This window comes from Flavobacterium sp. (assembly GCF_046155325.1).
Classification (GTDB): Bacteria; Bacteroidota; Bacteroidia; order Flavobacteriales; family Flavobacteriaceae; genus Flavobacterium.
In genome coordinates, this window is record NZ_JBJXDQ010000012.1 from 1 (window position 1) to 19,612 (window position 19,612).

Consider the following 19,612-nt stretch of genomic DNA (forward strand, 5'->3'; position numbering starts at 1 on the left):
ATTTTTGATATTAGTACAAAAAAATAGCTGCTATTTTTGCAGCTATTAATTTATTTTAAGTGAGATTCTTACTGAGAAATATAAGAGTCTAAATGTTTAATAGTTTCTTTTTGTATTTCGATTATTGCTTTAACAACGTCGCTTATTGAAATAATACCAATAATAATATCATTTTCGATCACTGGCAAATGCCTTACTCTTTTAGTATCCATCAATTCCATACAATAATCTAAGCTGTCCGATGGTTTTACTGTAACTACCTCTTTAACCATTATTTCGCTTACAAATGTTTTCTTGGAAGACTTAGCTTTTAAGGCAATTTTTCGAGCATAATCTCTTTCGGATAAAATACCCATTAAGACAGAATTATCAATGATTAAAATAGCCCCAATGTTTTTTTCGCTCATTACACCTAATGCTTCGAATACAGTGATTGTTGATGTCACTGAAAAGACTTCTTTTCCTTTTGCACCTAATATTTGATTTACTGTCATAATAGATTGTATTAAATTGAATATAAAATTAAATAAAAAACATTATAATACGATACAAATAATTCTTTTTTATTTTTGAAGTTTATTCCAAATAGTTAATGTTTCGTTTCAATCCTTCAAATTTCGCCCTTTTCAAAGGGGAGTTTTTGAACACCGCTTTGAAAGTTTCTTCGGTGATTTCTATCCAATCTTTTTTGGACATAGAAAGTATTTCTGGACTTGGATTAAATAAGGGTTCCGAATGTGGTTTCGAAAATTTGTTCCAAGGGCAAACGTCTTGGCAAACATCGCAACCAAAAGCCCAATCATCAAATTTACCTTTCATTTCTGATGGAATATTTTCTTTAAGTTCAATTGTAAAATAGGAAATACATTTGCTACCATCAACAATATATGGCGAGACTATGGCTTCGGTAGGGCAAGCATCAATACAGGCGGTGCAAGAACCGCAATGATCAGTCGTGGCGTGATCGTATTCTAAATCTAAATCGATGATGAGTTCAGCGATGAAGTAAAAAGAGCCTACTTTTTGAGTTATTAGATTACTGTTTTTACCAACCCAGCCTAATCCACTTTTGGCTGCCCAAGCTTTGTCAAGAACTGGTGCAGAATCAACAAAAGCGCGACCCGAAACTTCTCCAATAGAAGATTGTATTGAGGAAAGAAATTCTTTCAGTTTTTCTTTGATTACAAAATGGTAATCCTGTCCGTAAGCGTACTTTGAAATTTTATAACTATCCGAATTTTGTATTTCTGATGGATAGTAATTTAATAAAAGAGAAACAACACTTTTGGCACCATCGACCAATAAAGTTGGATTTAATCGTTTGTCAAAGTTGTTTTCCATATAGGACATTTGCCCGTTCATTTGCTTGTTTAACCAACTCTCCAATCGGGGTGCTTCTTCTACCAAAAAGCCAGCTTTGGATATACCACAAGACAAAAACCCGAGACGCTTGGCTTCGGATTTTATGAATTTCGTGTATTTTTCTTTATTGTTTATCAATGGAAAGATTAAAAAAGACCTCCTTGAATGTTTGTTTTAACTTTACCTAAATGCTTATATGCTTTTTCAGTTACTTCTCTTCCTCTTGGAGTTCGCATGATGAATCCTTCCTGAATCAAGAACGGCTCATAAACTTCTTCGATGGTTTCGCTGCTTTCAGATACAGCTGTTGCCAAAGTGGATAAACCAACAGGGCCACCTTTGAATTTATCTATAATGGTATTGAGTATTTTATTATCCATTTCATCCAAACCATGTGCATCTACATTCAATGCTTTTAGAGCATATCTTGCAATTTCTATGTCAATAGTTCCATTCCCTTTTATCTGAGCAAAATCTCTTACACGACGTAACAAAGCATTTGCAATCCGAGGTGTTCCTCTGCTTCGACCTGCAATTTCGATGGCGGCTTCCATAGAAATGGGCATTTTCAAAATGGTGGCACTTCGTTCGACAATAGTAGTCAAAAGTTCAGTGGTGTAATATTGCAAACGAGACGAAATACCAAAACGAGCTCGCATTGGTGCCGTTAACAATCCAGATCGAGTAGTAGCTCCAATTAATGTAAATGGATTTAGGTTAATTTGAACTGATCTTGCATTGGGACCAGATTCAATCATAATATCTATTTTAAAATCCTCCATTGCCGAATATAAATATTCCTCCACAATTGGGCTCAACCGATGAATTTCATCAATAAACAAAACATCTCGTTCTTCAAGATTGGTAAGCAAACCTGCTAAATCTCCTGGTTTATCAAGAACAGGCCCTGAGGTAATTTTGATACCTACTTGTAACTCATTAGCTAATATGTTTGCCAAAGTTGTTTTTCCTAAACCTGGAGGCCCATGAAATAGGGTATGATCAAGAGCTTCGTTCCTTTGATTGGCAGCCTGAACAAAAACTTTTAAGTTTTCTAATATTTGTTCTTGTCCTGCAAAATCGTCAAAAGAAAGCGGTCTCAATTTTTTCTCGAGATCAAGTTCCTCTGGATTATAACCGTTGTTTGTTGGGTCTAAATTTTCGTTCATACTACAAATATAACAAAGTTAGGAACAAATAAAAATGCCTTTCAATTCCGAAGTTTCGGAAGAAAGGCATTTTTATATTGTATTGAAAAAAATTTTAGTGATGTAAAACTTCTTCCCCTTCTTTCATAGGAACATTTTGAGGAATGAAATCTTCGTCATGACCCGGTTTGCTGTAATCATAAGGCCAACGGTGAACTTCAGGAATTGCTCCGTGCCAGTTACCATGAATATGTTCAATTGGCGCGGTCCATTCTAGAGTAGTAGATTTCCATGGATTTTGAACAGTTCGCTTACCATAAAAAATACTGCTAAAGAAATTGTACAAAAACACCAATTGAAAAGCTCCACCAATTAATGCAAACATGGTTATCAAAACATTTACGTTCTGCAAATCATCAAATAATGGAAAGTTTGTGTTGGTATAATAACGTCTAGGCAAACCTGCTAATCCTATAAAATGCATAGGGAAAAACACACCATATGCACAAACTGCTGTTGCCCAAAAATGGATATAACCCATGTTTTTGTTTAACATTCTACCAAACATTTTTGGATACCAATGGTAAATTCCAGCAAACATTCCGTATAGCGCAGAAATCCCCATTACCAAGTGAAAGTGAGCTACCACAAAATAAGTGTCATGAACATTAATGTCAAGTGTGCTATCCCCAAGAATAATTCCTGTCAAACCACCTGTTATAAAAGTAGAAACTAAACCAATTGAAAACAACATTGCTGGATTCAGTTGTAAATTTCCTTTCCAAAGTGTGGTAATATAATTAAAGGCTTTTACAGCAGATGGAATCGCAATTAATAAAGTAGTAAATGTAAATACCGACCCAAGAAAAGGATTCATACCTGTAATAAACATGTGGTGTCCCCAAACAATAGTAGACAAAAATGCAATTGCCAAAATGGACATAATCATAGCTCGATAACCAAATATTGGTTTACGAGAATTGGTTGCAAGAACTTCTGAAGTGATACCCAAAGCAGGAAGTAAAATAATATAAACTTCAGGATGCCCTAGAAACCAAAACAAGTGCTCAAACAATACTGGTGATCCTCCTTGATGATGTAAAACTTCACCAGCAATATAAATATCTGATAAAAAAAATGAAGTTCCAAAACTTCTATCAAAAATTAATAATAAAGCAGCTGAAAGTAAAACCGGAAACGAAATAACTCCAATAATGGCAGTTACAAAGAAAGCCCAGATAGTTAGTGGCATTCGTGTTAAAGTCATTCCTTTAGTTCTTAGATTGATAACCGTAACAATATAATTTAAAGAACCCATCAAAGATGCTGCAATAAATACTGCCATAGATACTAACCAAAGTGTCATTCCTGCTCCAGAACCCGGAATAGCTTGCGGTAAAGCACTTAGCGGAGGGTAAATTGTCCAACCTGCTGAAGCTGGCCCAGACTCTACAAAAAGAGAACTTACCATTAATACACTCGAAAGAAAAAATAACCAGTAGGAAACCATATTCAAAAATCCAGATGCCATATCCCTAGCACCAAGTTGCAATGGTATTAATAAATTACTAAACGTTCCGCTTAGTGCGGCGGTTAATACAAAGAACACCATTATGGTTCCATGTATTGTTACCAAAGCTAAATACCTATCGTTAAGAAGTACTCCATCTGGAGCATAACTATCCCCTAGAACGAAACTAAAAATTTTGAAAGATTGCTCTGGCCAGGCTAATTGTAATCTAAAAAGTAATGAAATCGCAACACCAATAACCCCCATAATAATACCTGTCAACAGGTACTGTTTAGCAATCATCTTATGATCAATACTAAAAATATATTTAGTAATAAAAGTGTCTTTATGGTGATGTTCGTGTTCGTGATCGTGTCCGTGATCGTGACCTTCTGCTGACATATATGTATACTTTAAATTTTCTTAATAATTATTTCATTGCCATTTTGGAAACAACTGCAGTAACATTAACTATAGTTGAATCATTCCCAACAGCCTCTTCATTAGGTTTTGGAGCATTAGCCGTTTTAACTTCTTGAACTATAGTAGGTTTTTCGCTTAACCATTTTTTATAATCTTCTTGGGTATCAACTATAACCTTCATTTGCATGTTGTAATGAGATGCTCCACAAATTTTATTACAAAGCAATAAAAAATCAAAAGCATAAGGGTCTAAAGCTGTTTCGCCATTGGCAACTAACTCGATACTTTTGTCTGATCTAATTTTATTAATATTATTTACTTTAGCAACCATGTATGGTAATTCACGATACTCATCCGTAGTATAAATAGGTTTAAAAGCAAATTCTGTAACCATACCAGGAACACAATTCATTTGTGATCTAAAATATGGAAAGTAGGCAGAATGTAAAACATCTTGTGAACGGAATTTAAAATGAATTTTTTTTCCTTTTGGAATATGCAATTCTTTTACAACAATATCATCTTGTGCATTAGGGTCTGAAAGATCAACCCCAAGGGTGTTAACGCCTTCAATAAGTCTAACATTGGCTTTACCAAGAACATTGTCTGCTCCAGAATATCTCGCCGTCCAATTGAATTGTTGTGCATAAACCTCAATTACAATAGTATCTTCATCTTCGTCAATAAACATAATATTAGTCCAAGCATACAAACCATATAGGATTAAAACAGCCAAAACTAATGCTGGTATTGCACTCCAAATAATTTCTAATTTTGTACTATCAGAAAAATACAAAGCTTTTCTATCTATAGAACCTCGGTATTTAAATGAAAAATAATGTACTAAAACTTGTGTAAATGCTTGCACAGCAAAAATAACTACCCAAGTGATATTCATTAAATTATCAACCATGCCTCCGTGCTCCGAAGCAGGTGTGTGTAACACTAAGCCTCCCCATTTAAATAAACCATAAATAGTAAATATATATATGAATGCTAAAAAGCCAAACATCAAATATCCTTGAATATTATTATCACTATCGTTAGCTACTTGAGAATTGTCTTTATTAACTCCAACTTGAGTCAAATCAAATATTTTAGTCAACTGCCATAATGCAATAGCTAATAAAACTAAAACTATAATTACCAACAAACTTGTCATCTAATTTTTCTTTAAATATTAATAATGAAAATGCTTACTTTCCTCAATAAAAGGATTTCTCTTAGGCAATAATGGCGCTTTTGTTAATGCTGAAAAAACAACATAGATAAACAATCCAAAAAAGAAAAGAACCGATGCAATTTCTGATACTCCAATAAACCACTGATCACCAACCGTACCTGGCATAATCATATTAAAGAAGTCTATATAATGACCCAATAATATTACAACACCTGCCATAACTAAAATCCACGAAATTCTTTTGAAATCAGTATTAATTAAAATCAATACTGGAAATAGAAAATTCATAGCAACAGCTCCAAAAAATGGGAGGTTATAATCATTTATTCTAGTCACAAAATACGTTACTTCTTCTGGTATATTAGCATACCAAATAAGCATAAATTGTGAAAACCATAAATAAGTCCAAAAAACACTAAAACCAAACATGAATTTAGCTAAATCATGTATATGACTTGTATTTACATGTTCTAAATATCCTTTTGATTTTAAGTATAAAGAAACTAAACATATTGTAGTGATACCGCTTACTAAGAAACTAGCAAAAACATACCAACCAAATAAGGTACTAAACCAATGAGGGTCTACTGACATAATCCAGTCCCAAGACATAATTGATTCCGTAACAATGAAGAAAACTAAAAAACCAGCTGATATCTTAAAATTCTTTTTATAATTACTATTATCATTAGAATCATCTTGAGCCAAACAATTTTTTCTAGAATAATATCTATAAAGATTCCATCCAGTCAAAAATATTGCAGCTCTAATAATCCAAAAAGGAAAGTTTAAGTATCCTGACTTTGCCGCTATAAGTTTATCATGAGCAACTACTTCGGGGTCTAACCATACGAAGATATGATTGAAATGAAGACCACATAGAATCAATAGAATAAAAAACAGAACAGAACCTACAGGCAAATAAGCCGTAATACCTTGCATTACTCTAAATAAAACTGGCGACCAACCTGCTTGAGCCACTTGCTGAATAGCATAAAAAGCTAATACTCCTAAAGAAACTAACATAAAGAAAATACAGGCAACATACAAAGCAGACCATGGTTTGTTTTGTAATTGATGTAAAACATGCTCTAAATGTTCTTTGTGTTCAGTATCTTCATGAACTTCATGTGCTTCAGAATCGCCATGAGCTTGTTCATTAGCAGCATGTGTTGCTTCTTCTTTTTGATGACCTCCGTGAGATTCTTTAGCTAAAATAGCTTCAACATCTTGAATGTTTTGTGGTGCAGATAAAAAACCATATCCAATACCCAAAAGACCAATAGCCATTAGTATTAGAGAAAATGTTTTTAATTTACTTGAAAATGTATACATATCTATTATGATGATTTCGTTCTACAATTATAATTTGGATTTAAGTTCTAAAACATAAGCAGAAATTAACCATCTCTCATGTTGGTTCAACTGATTTGCATAAGAACCCATCGAATTTAAACCATAGGTTTGTACATGATAAATACTCCCTTCGGTTATTACTCTATCCTTATAACTTGGAATTCCTAAGAATTTGCCTTGAGTAACTAGTTTTCCTTGACCGTTACCCTCGTTTCCATGACAAATAGCACAATAAATTTCATATAACTCTTTAGATTTATCATGATTTTCAACAGATATCGTATCAAGAGGTGATTTTGAATTTAATTTAGCCAGTTCATATCCTGATGTAGAGTTCTCATATTCATATGGAACAAACCCTCTCTTAATAGTTCCAACAGCGGGAAGTTGCCCTTCTTTACCAGGCAAACCTGTAGGCGAATTAAATGCATTAGACTCTGCATAGGTTTCATAACCAACCGACTCATACATGTTTGGAAAATACTGATAATTAGGTGACGAATTGTTATGACAAGACGAAACTAACATCATAAAACCAAATAAAATTGTTATTTTATATAGACTTTTCATATTGACAATTAATGCTTTTCAATTACTTTAACTTCTATTGCTCCTGTATTTTCGAAAAAAGAAACTAATTCTTTTTCATTATTATTAATGGATACTTCCATTAAAAAATGATCATCGGTTGTTCTTACATCTGGATTTTCAGCTTCTTTAAAAGGCCATAATCTACTTCTCATATAGAAAGTAATTACCATTAAATGTGCAGCAAAAAAAACTGTTTCTTCAAACATAATTGGTACGAAAGCTGGCATATTTTGAATATAACTAAAACTTGGCTTTCCTCCTATATCTTGAGGCCAATCTTGAATCATAATATAATCCATCATCCAAGTTCCGAAAGATAGACCGCACAACCCATAAATAAAAGCACAAATAGCTAATCTAGTAGGTGCAAGTCCCATTGCTTTATCCAATCCGTGGACCGGAAATGGGGTGAAAACATCTTCAATATGATAATGAGCTGCGCGTGTTTTTTTAACTGCATCCATCAATACATCATCGTCATTATAAATGGCGTATATTACTTTATTACTCATGGTGTGAATCTTTATTTGCTGCTCTTTCTCTAATATAATTTTCTCCTGTTGCTTTCAATATTGTTTTAACCTCTGCTTGTGCAATTACTGGAAATGTTCTTGCATAAAGTAAAAACAATACAAAGAAGAAACCAATTGTTCCTATAAATATTCCAATATCAACAAAAGTTGGAGAAAACATTGTCCAAGACGATGGTAGGTAATCTCTATGCAAAGAAGTTACGATAATTACAAATCTTTCGAACCACATTCCAATATTTACAACAATAGAAATAATGAACGAGAACATAATACTTGTTCTTAATTTTTTGAACCACATAAATTGTGGTGAAAAAACATTGCAGGTCATCATCGACCAATAAGCCCACCAGTAAGGCCCAGTAGCTCTATTCAAAAATGCATATTGCTCATATTCCACTCCTGAATACCAAGCTACAAAAAGCTCAGTTATATATGCAACCCCTACAATTGACCCTGTAATCATGATTACAATATTCATTAACTCAATATGTTGAATAGTAATATAAGCTTCTAAATTAGACACTTTTCTCATAATGATAAGTAAGGTATTTACCATGGCAAAACCAGAAAAAACCGCTCCAGCTACAAAATAAGGAGGAAAAATAGTAGTATGCCATCCTGGTATTACTGATGTAGCAAAGTCCATGGATACAATAGTATGAACTGATAATACAAGCGGTGTTGCTAATCCTGCAAGAACCAGAGAAACTTCTTCAAAGCGTTGCCAATCTTTTGCTCTTCCGCTCCATCCAAAACTTAATATAGAATATATTTTTTTGTTAAATGGCGTAACAGCTCTGTCTCTAATCATTGCAAAATCAGGTAATAATCCAGTCCACCAGAATACTAACGATACCGAAAGATAGGTTGAGATTGCAAATACATCCCAAAGCAATGGGGAGTTAAAGTTAACCCATAATGAACCGAATTGATTTGGAATAGGTAAAACCCAATACGCTAACCAAGGACGCCCCATGTGAATAATTGGAAATAAACCTGCTTGAATTACTGAAAAAATAGTCATCGCCTCTGCAGAACGGTTGATTGCCATTCTCCATCTTTGACGAAATAATAAAAGTACTGCAGATATAAGAGTTCCTGCGTGACCAATACCAACCCACCAAACAAAGTTAGTGATATCCCATGCCCAACCTACTGTTTTATTTAAACCCCAGGTTCCGATTCCTGTAGAAATAGTGTAAATAATACAACCCATTCCCCATAGAAATGCAGCTAATGCTATTGAAAACACTATCCACCATTGTTTGTTTGCCTTACCTTCTACGGGCGCTGCAACATCTACTGTTACATCGTGATATGATTTATCACCTATAACTAAAGGTTTTCTAATACTTGAATCGTATATATGAGACATAATCCTTTAAATTGATTTTTAATTTTTTCTTAAGTATTTCTAACTTTAACGTGATAGAAAACATTTGGTTTTGTACCTACATGTTCTAATAAATGATACATTCTTTCTTCTTCTACTAACTTGGCAACTTGGCTTTCTTTATCATTAACATCCCCAAAAATCATTGCATCAGTAGTACAAGCACTAGAACAAGCAGTTTGAAATTCACCATCAACAATAACTCTTCCTTCGTTTTTAGCCGCTAGAATAGTTGACTGTGTTTTTTGAATACAAAAAGAACATTTTTCCATAACTCCACGTGAACGAACATTGACATCTGGATTTAAAACCATACGTCCTAAATCATCATTCATGTGAAAATCAAATTCACTATTTTTATTATATAGGAACCAGTTAAAACGACGCACTTTATAAGGACAGTTATTAGCACAGTAACGAGTACCAACACATCTGTTGTATGCCATTTGGTTTTGTCCTTGACGTCCGTGTGATGTTGCAGCAACTGGGCAAACTGTCTCACATGGAGCATGATTACAGTGCTGACACATAACTGGTTGAAATGAAACTTGTGGATTATCACCCGCTTTTTCCATCTCATTAAAAGTAGATAATGAACTTGACAAACCTGCAATATTTTCCTTTCTTTCATTATCCCCTGCAAAAGTATCTTCTGATGAATAATATCTATCAATACGCAACCAGTGCATATCACGACTTCTTCTTACTTCAGATTTACCAACAACAGGAACATTATTTTCGGCATGACAAGCAATAACACATGAACCACAGCCTGTACAAGCATTTAAGTCAATTGAAAGATTAAAATGATGCCCGATTGAACGATCAAAATTCTCCCATAAATTTACTGATGTTGCTTTAACTTCTTTATGATCTAATGAAACCATTGGTTGTTCATTCCAAAACTCAGCATCTTTGGTGTTGAATATTTCTAAAGTAGTTTCTTTAATAATATCCCCTCTACCCATCAATGTTTTTTGACCTTGAACACAAGCAAACTCATGTTCTCCATCTGCTTTAGTCAATGTAACAGACTGTACATTATTAAAACCTTTGTATAAAGAATAGGCATTTATACCTACTTGCATTTCTTCTTTTAGAGCGGCACTTTTTCCGTATCCTAATGCTAAACCTATAGTTCCAACTGCTTGTCCTGGTTGAACAATTACAGGTACATTTTCTAATTTAACACCATCGGAAGTAGTAATGGTAGCATAACTTCCGTTCAAACCACCATTAGCGACAATTGCATTTGATAATTCTAATTTATTAGCATCAGCATTAGAGACTGTTACATAATTGTCCCATGAAACTCTTGTAATTGGATCTGGAAATTCTTGTAACCATGGATTATTAGCTTGCTGACCATCTCCTAATCCTGTTTTTGTATATAAAACTAATTCGAATCCTGTAGCAGATTTTGATTTTGCCAATGTAATTGCTGCAGTATTATAATCTGCAGAACCACCAGAAACAGAAGGGATAGTTCCAACAAAAACACCATCGTGCAATACTTTATTCCAAGTAGAACCCGCAGCATTTGATGCTAGATTCGCTTTTAAATAATCATAAAACGTTCCCGAAATACCGCTTAATGATAATAAAGTATCTTGAAATTGCTTTGTATTAAATAATGGACGAATTGTTGGTTGTGTTAATGCATAAGTACCTTTTGTAATACTAACATCTCCCCATGATTCTAAATAATGAGGTGTTGCAGCAGCAATAGCACTAATAACAGCTGTTTCATCTTCTCTTAACGAAAATGAAACAGAAAGACTTACTTTTTTCAAACCATCAACAAAATCTTTTGAATTTGGTAAAGAATATACTGGATTTACACCACTCATAATTAACGTATGAACGCTTCCAGCCTTCATATCAGCCACTAATTGGGCAACTTTTTGGTTTGATCCTTTTCTGATTTGTCTTGTTCCAGAAGTTGAAAAAGATTCACTTGCTAGCTTTTGGTTAATAGCCAAAACCAACAATTGTACGTTTTTATCTTGAATTCCAGAAACTAAAACTCCTTTAGTTCCAGCAGCTTTTAACTGTTGAGCCGCTTTGACAACTTCAGCTTTTAATTTTAGATCTAAAGTTACTGGAACAGAAGCTCCAACAACAGTATTGTATATCAGTACCAATGCTTGCTTTTGATTTGCTGTTGACATAGCTAAACGTTTATCAGCAGCGGCACCAGATAAAGTCATATTAGCTTCCAATTGAAAGTGACGTGACATTTTTCCACTTTTAGGAATTCTTCCTTTTGCATAACCTGACTCATAACTTCCTCCTTGCCAATCCCCTAAGAAATCAGCCCCAACTGAAACAATTAATGAAGCTTTTGAGAAATCATAATCAACCAAAGCTCTTTCGCCATAGACAGTTTCGAAAGCATCTAATGCTTCTGATTCCGAAACGGCATCATAAACAACATGTTTTGCATTTGTGTTTTTCGAAAGAAAGTCAGCAATCAACTTTTCAGTCGAAGGACTTGCTAATGTATTGGTTAAAAGTACTACTTGACCTCCTTTAGCTTTGGCATCAGCCAAACTTGTTTTGATTTTGGAATCAACTTCAATCCACGAAGCATTTTTTCCAGAGATTTTTGGTTCTTTCAAACGCATGCTATCATATAGTGACAAAATAGAAGCGTGAACTCTTGCATTGGCAGCAAATTTGGCACCAGCTATCGTGTTATTGTCAATTTTAATAGGACGCCCTTCACGGGTTTTAACTAAAAGATTTGCGAAATCGAATCCGTCAAAAACTGAAGTCGCATAATAATCGGCAATTCCAGGTATGATTTGTTCTGGTTGTAAAACGTAAGGGATCGACAGATGAACAGGACCTTCACAAGCTGCAAGTGTAGCTGCTGCAGTACTAAATCCAACGTACTTTAAAAAGTCCCGACGTGTTGTTGATGAAGATGACAAGCCATCTATATTTCCTAAAAATTCATCAGTAGGAATTTCTTCAACAAATTCGTTATTTTTAAGCGCCTCAACAATAGAACTATTTCCGTCTAGCTCTTCAACACTTTTCCAGTATTTTTTGTTTGATGACATATTCTATATAAATATTAACTTCTTAATTATTTTATTTTAATAGTGGCATTTCCCACATTCTAAACCTCCCATTTGCGCTGCAGTTAGCTTATCAACGCCATATTTTTTGGAAAGTTGTTCGTGAATTTTGGTGTAATATTCGTTACCTTCCATTTTCACATCTGTTTTTCTATGACAATCAATACACCATCCCATTGTTAGCGGAGAAAATTGTTTCATGATTTCATAGGTCTGAACAGGACCATGACAGGTTTGACATTCAATACCAGCAACTTTAACGTGTTGTGAGTGGTTGAAATATACAAAATCAGGCAAGTTGTGAATACGAACCCATTTCACTGGTTGTGTTTTTCCAGTATACTTTTGTGTGGATTGATCCCAACCAACGGCTTTGTATAATTTTTGTATTTCGCCATCATAGAATGATTTTGAATAATCGGCTGTAGCAGTAGTATCTGTCACTTCGGCTATGTTTTTATGACAATTCATACATACATTTAATGAAGGAATGTTTGAATGTTTTCCAACACGTGCAGCTGAGTGACAATAATTACAATTGATACCGTTACTGCCTGCATGTATTCTATGTGAATAATGAATTGGCTGTATTGGCTCATAATTTTGATCTACTCCTATTTGCATTAAATAACCGTAAACAAAATATCCACTCGCTAATAATAAAAATATAGAAGTAATTAATACTAAAAATTGATTTTTTACAAAGGCTTTCCATATTGGAGTAGTTGGCTCTTTTGGCGCAACAACAATTCCATTGGCAGCAGCAACTTTCTTAAGTACTTTATTAACTAATAATAGCATTACTATGAGTATAGCCATTACTAATATTAAAGCTCCAAGAATGATATTACTTGAAATTCCACTTTCTGATGAACTTGATCCTGAATTAGCTCCGGAGATAACAGGAGGAGCAGCTTCTGCTTTTGGCTCAGAGGTGTAGGCTATAATATTATCAATATCTGCTTCTGATAATTGCGGAAAAGCAGTCATTACCGATTGATTGTTTTCGGCAAACAATTTTACTGCTGCAGCATCACCAGATTTAATTAATTCAGAACTGTTATGAATCCATTTATAAAGCCAAGCTTTTTCATGTTTAGCCGCAATACCTCTTAACATTGGCCCAGTTGCTTTTGCATCTAGCTTATGACAAGCCGCACAGTTAGCATTAAAAAGCTCTTTCCCTTTTGTCACATCACCACCACTTGCCGGAGAAGTTGCAGCAGCAGCTTCTGTAGTGGCTGCCATAGTGCTTGCAACCGGAGTTGCTTCTTGCGCTAATGAAGTTAAGGAAATACTTAAAATAAAAGCTAAGCCTAAATATAATTTCCTTGAAATCGAATTATGGTTACCCACCTTTTTCATATTATTATGTGATTATCTACTAATATTGGCATAATTTAGTGCTAAAACAGTAATTATAATATAAGCTCTATTTTAAAACTGGCACAAAAATACAATACTAAGAACTATTCTCAAAATCTTAAAATAGCCTTAAATATAATTTATACCTATTCTAAATAGCTAGGCTTGACAAGTTACTAATTAAATTACTATTTTTGTTTAAAAACCAACTCATTATGAGATTTATAAGACTTTCAAAAATTAAATTAACAATTATTTTCATTGTATTTTGTAATTTAAAAATTATTGCTCAAAATCAAAATGCCGAAATAACTCAAAATCCAAAATTCGAACAATTATTGAATGAAAAAAGGAAATTAAACCCCTCAATAATCATAAATGACTATTATAAAATACAAATTTTTAGCGGTGACAGTGAATCAGCAAAAAATAACTTGAACGAATTTAAACAAGAATTTAAAACTATTGATGCTACAATTGTTTTCTATACCCCAAACTATAAAGTTTGGGTTGGGAATTTCAAAACTCGCATAGAAGCTGAGAAAAATCTAATAAAGATAAAAAATAAATTCACCAATGTTCTTTTAATAAGACCCAATAGAAATACTTATTATAATTAAAAAAATCCCTTTATGGGATTTTTTTAATTATAAATTATTTCAATTTTTTCTTTATAGCCACTTCGTGATATGCTTCGATAACATCTCGTTCTTCGATATCATTGTATCCTTTAATTTGAATACCACAATCATATCCTTTTAAAACTTCTTTGACATCATCTTTGAAACGTTTTAATGCTACGAGCTCTCCAGTGTGAACAACTACACCTTCTCTAATAATACGAATTTTGGCTGTTCTTTGAATTTTACCATCCATCACCATACAACCTGCGATAGAACCCACTTTAGAGATTTTGAATATCTCTCTAATTTCGGCAGTACCTAAAATTTCTTCTTTCATTTCTGGCGCCAACATGCCTTCCATAGCGTCTTTCAAGTCGTCGATAGCGGCGTATATAATAGAATAATAACGGATATCTATTTCTTCTTTGTCTGCTAATTGTCTAGCATTTCCTGCTGGACGAACATTAAATCCTATAATAATGGCATCAGAAGCAGAAGCTAACATAACGTCGGTTTCAGTAATCGCTCCAACCCCTTTATGAATGATATTAATCTGAATTTCTTCGGTAGATAATTTAGAGAACGAATCCGAAAGCGCTTCAACAGAACCATCCACGTCACCTTTAAGAATAATGTTTAATTCTTTAAATTGACCTAATGCTATTCTTCGTCCAATTTCATCTAATGTAATATGACGTTGCGTACGAACAGATTGTTCACGCATCAATTGAGAACGTTTTGAAGCAATTTGTTTTGCTTCTTTTTCATCTTCAAAAACATTGAATTTATCACCCGCTGTTGCTGCACCGTCTAGTCCTAAAACAGATACAGGTGTTGAAGGCCCTGCAACTGTAACAACATGACCTCTTTCATCGTGCATTGCTTTTATTTTTCCATGATGTTTTCCAGCAAGCATATAATCTCCTACCCTCAATGTTCCGTGTTGTACTAATATGGTAGATACATATCCTTTACCTTTATCTAAGAAAGCTTCAACAACTGTTCCTTGAGCCGCCTTATTGGGATTGGATTTTAAATCTAAAATTTCAGCTTCTAATAATACTTTTTCTAATAATTCTTTTACGCCTGTACCAACTTTTGCAGAAATATCATGAGATTGAATTTTTCCACCCCAATCTTCAACAAGCAAATTCATTCCTGCTAATTTTTCTTTTATTTTTTCAACATTAGAGTTGGGTTTATCAATTTTATTGATAGCAAAAATAATTGGAACACTGGCAGCCTGTGCATGAGAAATAGCTTCTTTAGTTTGTGGCATAATATCATCATCAGCGGCAATTACAATAATTGCAATATCTGTAACTTGAGCACCACGAGCACGCATAGCTGTAAAGGCTTCGTGACCTGGTGTATCAAGAAATGCTATTTTTTGACCATTGTCTAATTCGACACCGTAGGCACCGATATGCTGTGTAATTCCTCCTGATTCTCCTGCAATAACATTTTCTTTACGAATATAATCTAACAAAGAGGTTTTACCGTGATCCACGTGACCCATTACTGTAACAATAGGCGCTCTAAAAACCAAATCTTCTTCTTTATCTGGTACAACTTGAATCGCTTCTTCAATGTCTACAGTTATAAATTCAACTTCATAACCAAATTCATCGGCAACAATGGTCAAAGTTTCCGCATCTAAACGTTGATTTTGTGTTACCATTATTCCTAATGACATACATGTTCCAATTACTTTAGTAATTTGAACGTCCATCATAATAGCAATTTCTCCCACAGTAACAAATTCAGTAACTTTTATAGTTTTACTTCCTTCGTCTAATGCTCTTTGCTCATCATCTGATTTTTGACGGTGCGTATCTCTTTTATCTCTTCTGTATTTAGCCGCTTTAGATTTACCCCCTTTTCCTTGAAGTTTTTCTAAAGTCTCTCTAATTTGATTTTTAACTTCTTCTTCTGTAGGTTCAACTTTAGCCGTAATTGCAGGTCTTGCTCCTTTTACAAATCCTGGTCTTGCTCCTCTATTAGCATTAAAACCTCCTCCTCCAGCATTAGCAGTAATTATATTTGGGTTTGGAGAACCTGGCGTACCAAGCGTTCCTGTTTCTTGTCTTGGAGCACCAGTTTTTGGCGCAATTCTTTTTCTTTTATTCTTATTTACATTACTTCCTGGAGCTCCAGCTTCTCCTGGAACTATAGGTTTATTTGCAGCAATTTTAGGTTCTTCTTTTTTCTTTTTTGGCTTATTAAATTGAGATAAATCAATGGTTTGACCTGTTAATGTAGCTCCTGATAATTTTGTGTACTTTGTAGTGATTGATTCTTCGGCAAGTGGTAATTCTAAATCTTTAGCAGTTGTTTTTACATTTTTTTCAATCTTATTTTCAACTTTGATTGGCTTTACAACTTTTTTGTCAACAACAATTTTTTCGTCGACAACTATATTAGAAACAGGCGTTTCAACTTCAGTTTTTACAATCGCCTTTTCCTTTTTTTCTTCTATTACTGGAGATAGAGTAGTTACAACTTGTTTTTTTGGACTAAGATCAATATTACCTATATGTACTGGTCCTGTTACAACGGCTCTTGCTTTAATTACTTCTTGACTTTTTAAAAGATCCTCGTCGTGTTTGCGTTTATCTTCAATTTCTTTTTCTCTTTCGATACGAAGGGCTTCTTTCTCTTTTCGCTTTTCTTCACCTACTTCTTTTGAAGCTTCTTTATTTCCTTTATCTCCAGCAAACTGACCACACAAAACACTATAAACGTCGTCTGAAATCTTTGTGTTCGGATTTGATTCAATAACAATTCCTTTATCTTTTAGATAATCCACAGCTCTTTCTAAAGAAATATTCAATTCCCTTAAAACTTTGTTTATTCTAATAATTTTCTCTTCAGACATAAAACCTTTTTAATTTACCTTTATATTATTCCTCAAACTAATTCTCAATTTGGAGAAAAAATAAGGTTTGTATTTATTTTTTTAGAACTGATTAACTATCAAATTCTTCTTTTAATATTCTCATTACATCAAGAATTGTTTCCTCTTCAAGATCAGTTCTTCTTACTAAATCATTTACCTCTTGTTTTAAAATACTTTTTGCAGTATCCAGACCAATTTTTGCAAATTCTTCGATTACCCATTCTTCTATCTCATCTGAAAACTCAGTTAATTCAACATCATCTTCATCTACGACTGCACCTGCAACATCTCCTTCACGAATAACATCTAATTCATAACCGGTTAACTGTCCCGCTAATTTAATATTGTGACCTCCTCTACCAATAGCTTTAGAGACTTCTTCTAATTTCAAAAACACTTCGGCTCTTTTTGTAGCTTCATTAATTTTGATTGAAGATACTTTTGCCGGACTTAATGCTCTTGTAATATATAATTGAATATTACTTGTGTAGTTAATAACATCAATATTCTCATTTCCTAATTCACGAACAATTCCATGAATACGAGATCCTTTCATTCCGACACATGCTCCAACAGGATCAATTCTATCATCATATGAATCTACTGATACTTTTGCTTTTTCACCAGGAATTCTCACAACATTTTTGACCATTATTAATCCGTCAAAAACTTCTGGTATTTCTTGTTCAAATAACTTTTCTAAGAACAAATTTGCTGTCCTTGACATAATAATTTGAGGTTTGTTCCCTTTCAATTCTACGCTTTCAATTATCCCACGAACGTTGTCTCCTTTACGAAAAAAGTCAGTTGGAATTTGTTTTTCTTTTGGCAAAATTATTTCATTTCCTTCATCATCAATCAAAATGACAACTCTAGGGCGCACATGATGCACTTCGGCTGTATAAATATCACCTATTAAATCTTTAAATTGCTTATAAAGATTTGTGTTATCATGTTCATGAATTTTAGAAATTAAATTTTGACGCAAAGCTAAAATAGCTCTTCTTCCTAAGTCAATTAATTTTACTTCCTCAGAAACTTCTTCTCCAATCTCAAAATCGGGTTCAATTTTTCTAGCCTCGGTTAATGTAATCTCAAGGTGATCTAAATCTAAATCATCATCAGCAACAATTACTCTTCTTTGCCATATTTCCATATCACCTTTATCTGGATTAATAATGATATCGAAATTATCATCAGATCCAAACTTTTTCTTCAATGCATTTCTAAACACATCTTCTAATATCGCCATAAGCGTCACACGATCAATAAGTTTATCGTCTTTAAACTCTGAAAATGAATCGATTAATGCTAAATTTTCCATGCCAACTAATTAATTAAAATGTTACTGTAACAACTGCTTCTTTTATATCCGTATACGGGATTTCCTGTATTTTTTGAACTGTTTCCTTCCCTTTTCCAAGTTTTTTAGGCTCACGAGCCTTCCATGACAAAATTATAAAATTATCATTAGCTTCAACTAATTCTGCTTCAATAGTTTGTGTATCTAATTTTACAATTAGAGTTCTTCCGACATTTTTTTTATACTGTCGAACCATTTTTAATGCCGAACCTACTCCTACCGAAGCCACTTCTAAAGAAAAATCCTGTTCTTCTCTATCTAAATTACCTTCGATTGCACGACTAACATCGATACAATCTTGCAAATCTACTCCTGCATCACCATCTAGATTTACGGTTATCTTAAATGCATCCGAAATAGTTAAATCTATAAGAAATAGTGAGGTATTTGCTTGTAATGCATCCGCTACTAAACCGTTAACTTTTTCTTTAAATGTCATACTTTTTATAAAAAGAGGCACGCATTGCGTGCCTCATTATCTACTATTTTTTATAAATAACAGTGCAAATATAGTGTTTTTTTTATAAATCAAAAATGAATATACCTTTTCAACTTATTTTTAAACACTATTTTTTTAAAACACCACAAAAAACAATCTATAAAATTTGTCGTTTCCATCAAGACAGGCGAATAAAATAAAAAACTCCTCAAAAAATTGAGGAGTCTTTTGTTGGTCTACTAGGACTCGAACCTAGAAAGACTGCACCAAAAACAGTTGTGTTACCATTACACCATAGACCAATTCCATTGCTGTAAAGCGAGTGCAAATTTAAACGA

Annotated in this window: 15 protein-coding genes and 1 tRNA gene; 1 reads left to right on the forward strand and 15 read right to left on the reverse strand. The window is 33.6% G+C overall.

The genetic code is table 11. The features are described 5' to 3' along the window. Positions 1 to 68 precede the first annotated feature (68 nt). From ACKVOD_RS01095 to ACKVOD_RS01145, 11 genes are all read right to left on the reverse strand, one after another. A complete protein-coding gene (locus ACKVOD_RS01095) occupies positions 69 to 494 on the reverse strand; it encodes a CBS domain-containing protein (protein WP_409207636.1) in 426 nt (141 codons plus the stop codon). Between the two features lie 82 nt (positions 495 to 576). Beyond that, positions 577 to 1,500: a tRNA epoxyqueuosine(34) reductase QueG gene (gene queG / locus ACKVOD_RS01100; protein ID WP_409207637.1), complete on the reverse strand. Its 924-nt coding sequence runs from the start codon at positions 1,498 to 1,500 to the stop codon at positions 577 to 579. 8 nt (positions 1,501 to 1,508) lie between these two features. Next, positions 1,509 to 2,531, reverse strand: a complete 1,023-nt coding sequence (gene ruvB / locus ACKVOD_RS01105; RefSeq protein WP_409207638.1) for a Holliday junction branch migration DNA helicase RuvB — start codon at positions 2,529 to 2,531, stop codon at positions 1,509 to 1,511. Between the two features lie 94 nt (positions 2,532 to 2,625). Next, positions 2,626 to 4,422 carry a cbb3-type cytochrome c oxidase subunit I gene (locus ACKVOD_RS01110; RefSeq protein WP_409207639.1) on the reverse strand — a complete coding sequence of 599 codons (1,797 nt, stop codon included), beginning with the start codon at positions 4,420 to 4,422 and terminating at the stop codon, positions 2,626 to 2,628. Positions 4,423 to 4,450: 28 nt separating this feature from the next. Next, positions 4,451 to 5,605 (reverse strand): cytochrome c oxidase subunit II, encoded by a 1,155-nt coding sequence (locus ACKVOD_RS01115; protein WP_409207640.1) that lies wholly within the window; start codon positions 5,603 to 5,605, stop codon positions 4,451 to 4,453. An 18-nt stretch (positions 5,606 to 5,623) separates the two neighbouring features. Continuing rightward, positions 5,624 to 6,961: a quinol:cytochrome C oxidoreductase gene (locus ACKVOD_RS01120; protein ID WP_409207641.1), complete on the reverse strand. Its 1,338-nt coding sequence runs from the start codon at positions 6,959 to 6,961 to the stop codon at positions 5,624 to 5,626. A 27-nt stretch (positions 6,962 to 6,988) separates the two neighbouring features. Continuing rightward, entirely contained in the window at positions 6,989 to 7,552 is a 564-nt protein-coding gene (locus ACKVOD_RS01125) for a c-type cytochrome (protein ID WP_409207642.1), read from the reverse strand. Positions 7,553 to 7,560: 8 nt separating this feature from the next. Next, on the reverse strand, positions 7,561 to 8,085 hold the full coding sequence (locus tag ACKVOD_RS01130) for a DUF3341 domain-containing protein (protein WP_409207643.1): 525 nt from the start codon (positions 8,083 to 8,085) through the stop codon (positions 7,561 to 7,563). Further along, complete coding sequence (gene nrfD, locus ACKVOD_RS01135) at positions 8,078 to 9,481, reverse strand: NrfD/PsrC family molybdoenzyme membrane anchor subunit (RefSeq protein ID WP_409207644.1); 1,404 nt, start codon at positions 9,479 to 9,481, stop codon at positions 8,078 to 8,080. The genes ACKVOD_RS01130 and nrfD overlap by 8 nt, the downstream gene beginning before the upstream one ends. Positions 9,482 to 9,510: 29 nt before the next feature. Continuing rightward, positions 9,511 to 12,567, reverse strand: a complete 3,057-nt coding sequence (locus tag ACKVOD_RS01140; RefSeq protein ID WP_409207645.1) for a TAT-variant-translocated molybdopterin oxidoreductase — start codon at positions 12,565 to 12,567, stop codon at positions 9,511 to 9,513. Positions 12,568 to 12,603: 36 nt separating this feature from the next. Continuing rightward, positions 12,604 to 13,950 (reverse strand): c-type cytochrome, encoded by a 1,347-nt coding sequence (locus ACKVOD_RS01145; protein ID WP_409207646.1) that lies wholly within the window; start codon positions 13,948 to 13,950, stop codon positions 12,604 to 12,606. A gap of 215 nt (positions 13,951 to 14,165) precedes the next feature. Between ACKVOD_RS01145 and ACKVOD_RS01150 the strand changes: the two genes are divergently transcribed. Further along, complete coding sequence (locus ACKVOD_RS01150) at positions 14,166 to 14,570, forward strand: SPOR domain-containing protein (protein ID WP_409207647.1); 405 nt, start codon at positions 14,166 to 14,168, stop codon at positions 14,568 to 14,570. A gap of 34 nt (positions 14,571 to 14,604) precedes the next feature. Here ACKVOD_RS01150 and infB read toward each other — a convergent pair whose 3' ends face one another. The 4 genes from infB to ACKVOD_RS01170 all read right to left on the reverse strand — a co-directional run bounded on the left by infB (position 14,605) and on the right by ACKVOD_RS01170 (position 19,576). Next, positions 14,605 to 17,451 carry a translation initiation factor IF-2 gene (gene infB / locus ACKVOD_RS01155; RefSeq protein WP_409207648.1) on the reverse strand — a complete coding sequence of 949 codons (2,847 nt, stop codon included), beginning with the start codon at positions 17,449 to 17,451 and terminating at the stop codon, positions 14,605 to 14,607. A 91-nt stretch (positions 17,452 to 17,542) separates the two neighbouring features. Further along, positions 17,543 to 18,796, reverse strand: coding sequence for a transcription termination factor NusA (gene nusA, locus ACKVOD_RS01160; protein WP_409207649.1), 1,254 nt, complete (start codon positions 18,794 to 18,796; stop codon positions 17,543 to 17,545). A gap of 13 nt (positions 18,797 to 18,809) precedes the next feature. Further along, entirely contained in the window at positions 18,810 to 19,274 is a 465-nt protein-coding gene (gene rimP / locus ACKVOD_RS01165; protein ID WP_409207650.1) for a ribosome assembly cofactor RimP, read from the reverse strand. A gap of 231 nt (positions 19,275 to 19,505) precedes the next feature. Next, positions 19,506 to 19,576 (reverse strand) — tRNA-Gln (locus ACKVOD_RS01170). Between the last annotated feature and the right edge of the window lie 36 nt (positions 19,577 to 19,612).

Coding starts and splice junctions, on each gene's coding strand:
- ACKVOD_RS01130 (WP_409207643.1), bottom strand. CDS start 8,085: ATGAGTAATAAAGTAATATACGCCATTTATAATGACGATGATGTATTG.
- ACKVOD_RS01145 (WP_409207646.1), bottom strand. CDS start 13,950: ATGAAAAAGGTGGGTAACCATAATTCGATTTCAAGGAAATTATATTTA.
- infB (WP_409207648.1), bottom strand. CDS start 17,451: ATGTCTGAAGAGAAAATTATTAGAATAAACAAAGTTTTAAGGGAATTG.
- nusA (WP_409207649.1), bottom strand. CDS start 18,796: ATGGAAAATTTAGCATTAATCGATTCATTTTCAGAGTTTAAAGACGAT.
- ruvB (WP_409207638.1), bottom strand. CDS start 2,531: ATGAACGAAAATTTAGACCCAACAAACAACGGTTATAATCCAGAGGAA.
- ACKVOD_RS01150 (WP_409207647.1), top strand. CDS start 14,166: ATGAGATTTATAAGACTTTCAAAAATTAAATTAACAATTATTTTCATT.
- ACKVOD_RS01095 (WP_409207636.1), bottom strand. CDS start 494: ATGACAGTAAATCAAATATTAGGTGCAAAAGGAAAAGAAGTCTTTTCA.
- ACKVOD_RS01125 (WP_409207642.1), bottom strand. CDS start 7,552: ATGAAAAGTCTATATAAAATAACAATTTTATTTGGTTTTATGATGTTA.
- ACKVOD_RS01115 (WP_409207640.1), bottom strand. CDS start 5,605: ATGACAAGTTTGTTGGTAATTATAGTTTTAGTTTTATTAGCTATTGCA.
- ACKVOD_RS01140 (WP_409207645.1), bottom strand. CDS start 12,567: ATGTCATCAAACAAAAAATACTGGAAAAGTGTTGAAGAGCTAGACGGA.
- nrfD (WP_409207644.1), bottom strand. CDS start 9,481: ATGTCTCATATATACGATTCAAGTATTAGAAAACCTTTAGTTATAGGT.
- rimP (WP_409207650.1), bottom strand. CDS start 19,274: ATGACATTTAAAGAAAAAGTTAACGGTTTAGTAGCGGATGCATTACAA.
- ACKVOD_RS01110 (WP_409207639.1), bottom strand. CDS start 4,422: ATGTCAGCAGAAGGTCACGATCACGGACACGATCACGAACACGAACAT.
- ACKVOD_RS01120 (WP_409207641.1), bottom strand. CDS start 6,961: ATGTATACATTTTCAAGTAAATTAAAAACATTTTCTCTAATACTAATG.